This is a genomic window from Rhodoluna sp. (assembly GCF_049276775.1).
Lineage (GTDB): Bacteria > Actinomycetota > Actinomycetes > Actinomycetales > Microbacteriaceae > Rhodoluna.
Map to the genome: position 1 here is coordinate 1 of NZ_JBASXC010000044.1, position 2377 is coordinate 2377.

Below are 2377 nucleotides of genomic sequence, written 5' to 3' on the forward strand. Positions count from 1 at the left end.
CGCGGGAAGAGCGTGCGAAGTGGTCTCATCGAAATTGTCACCGGGGCCATAGACGTTGGTTGGCATAGCGGAAATCCATTTGCGTTGGTGCTGTCTTCTGTACGCTTCAACAAGTTTTAGGCCCGAAATCTTGGCGAGCGCGTATGGCTCATTGCTTGACTCAAGAGGGCCAGTAAGTAAGTACTCTTCCTTGATTGGTTGCCGAGATAGCTTGGGGTAGATGCACGAGGATCCAAGGAAGAGGAGCTTCTCGATGTTTGCTGCATGAGCTCCATCAATCAGATTTGTCTCAATTTGCAGATTTTCAGATAGGAACTCGACCGGGTAGGTGCTGTTAGCCATAATTCCGCCGACTTTGGCCGCAGCAACAATGACAGCATCCGGTTCTTGTGAAGCAAGAAAGTCAAAAACCGCCTTGCGGTCTAACAGGTCAAGTTCCGAACGAGTCTTGCCAATCCAGGCGTGATCCGGATGCTTATCTATTGCGCGCACCAACGCGCTACCAACTAGACCTTTGTGACCCGCGACATAGATTCTCATGACTTACCGTTCGATTTAGCTTTCAGAGCAAGCCTATTGACTCGAATCCCTGCTAGATAGGTTGCAAGTACCACGGGCACTTCCCAAATAAAGGAAAAGGGTCTAAGAAAGAGAGGTAGATGAGTCCGGCGCACTTTACTTGCCTCACCTACAGATTTCCATCTGGCCCTGACCGTCAACGAATCCGAGTGCCAGCGAAAGCCAGAAACAGTAATAGGAACAAACTTAAGGTTCCCTATTTTTGAAAGCTTGATCAGCAGATCAAAATCGAAAGCCCAGCCAAAATCCGCAGAAAGTCCTCCCACTTTTTCAAAGGCCTCTTTTCGAAAAAGTGCACCTGGCTGAGGAATAAGGTCCGGGCCAAATCGTAGGATTTGAGCTGCAAATTGTCCGGTCGGACTGGACCACATCTTCTCCCCATTGTCGTCGATGTAAGCACAATGCCCATAGACGAGAACAACAGAAGGTTCCGAAAACTCAGCAGCCAGTGTGTCGAGTGTTCCAGGTTTGAGAATATCGTCATCGCCTAGCCAGTTAGCCAGCTTTATCCTCTCCGGAAGAGTCTTCATGCCTGCATTTATGGCGTCCGATAGTCCAGATCTTGGATCTGGAGTGACCTGGTCTACTAGGCCTGCGCTCACGAGCGGGGCCGAGTCATAGTCAGATGGTGCCACTAGGTTTATGTGTGATTTCCCCGCCAAGCGGATTGACTCGAGGCACTTCCGTAGGTAGTCGGGTCGTGTTCCAAGTGTTGGAACAACAATCCCTATTTCAAAGCTCAAGCCGTGGCCTTGGCCCAAACTGGCCCAACGGGTTTATCAACTACGTGCCCTTCGATACTTTGTAAGTCGTGATCAACCATAAGTGCGGCTAGTTCGCTTGGTTGAACTGAAGCTTTCCAGCCAAGGCTGGATTCCGCTAAGGCTGCATCGCCAATCAAGGAATCTACTTCTGCTGGCCTTACGTACTTCTGGTCGAACCTGACGTACTTTTCCCAATCTAGATTCACGTGGCCAAAGGCTAGTTCTAAGAACTCTTGAACACTCAGGCTGGTTCCGGTGCCAATCACGTAGTCACCCGGTTCTGGCTGTTGCAGCATCTGCCACATAGCAACAACGTACTCTGGTGCGTAGCCCCAGTCCCTGCGCGCATCAAGGTTTCCAAGGTGAAGCTGTGTTTCAAGCCCATTGGAAATTCTGGCGACAGCGCGGGTGATTTTCCGAGTTACGAAAGTGGGGCCTCGTCTAGGGCTTTCATGGTTGAACAAGATTCCGCTGGCTGCGTAAAGCCCATAAGACTCGCGATAGTTTCTAGCGATCCAATGCGAGTAAAGCTTCGAAACACCGTAAGGAGATCTTGGGTGAAATTCAGTCTTCTCATTTTGGGGTGGGGGCGCTGCACCAAACATCTCGGAGCTTGAAGCCTGGTAGAAGCGCGCAGGAATCTCCGTTAGTCGGATGGCTTCCAACAATCGGACTGTCCCGAGCCCTGTTGTGTCTCCAGTGTATTCAGGTTCATCAAATGACACACGCACATGCGATTGAGCTGCGAGGTTGTAGACCTCATCCGGCTGAATCTTGCTCAACAAGGTGACTAACCTGGAGCCATCTGTCAGATCCCCGTAGTGGAGGAAAAGTCTTTGATTTTTCTCGTGGGGATCCTGGTAAAGATGTTCGATTCGTTCGGTATTGAATGTTGAAGCACGCCTGATAATGCCGTGAACTTCGTAACCTTTTGCCAGCAAGAGTTCGGCAAGGTAGGAGCCATCTTGACCAGTAATGCCTGTTATCAGAGCTTTTTTCATCATCCGCCTCGGGTTTCGCTCTAAGTTTAGCCA

Annotated in this window: 3 protein-coding genes; all 3 read right to left on the reverse strand. The window is 50.2% G+C overall.

Features of this window, described 5'->3' with window-relative positions; all coding sequences use genetic code 11:
* Positions 1-540, reverse strand: a 540-nt coding sequence (locus WAO31_RS03280; RefSeq protein ID WP_509590220.1) for an NAD-dependent epimerase/dehydratase family protein, incomplete at its 3' end; no start/stop codon positions are given.
* Positions 537-1340 (reverse strand): glycosyltransferase, encoded by an 804-nt coding sequence (locus WAO31_RS03285; protein ID WP_509590223.1) that lies wholly within the window; start codon positions 1338-1340, stop codon positions 537-539. The genes WAO31_RS03285 and WAO31_RS03280, both read right to left, overlap by 4 nt.
* Positions 1319-2347, reverse strand: a complete 1029-nt coding sequence (gene gmd / locus WAO31_RS03290; RefSeq protein ID WP_509590225.1) for a GDP-mannose 4,6-dehydratase — start codon at positions 2345-2347, stop codon at positions 1319-1321. Before gmd ends, WAO31_RS03285 begins: the two co-directional genes overlap by 22 nt.
* Between the last annotated feature and the right edge of the window lie 30 nt (positions 2348-2377).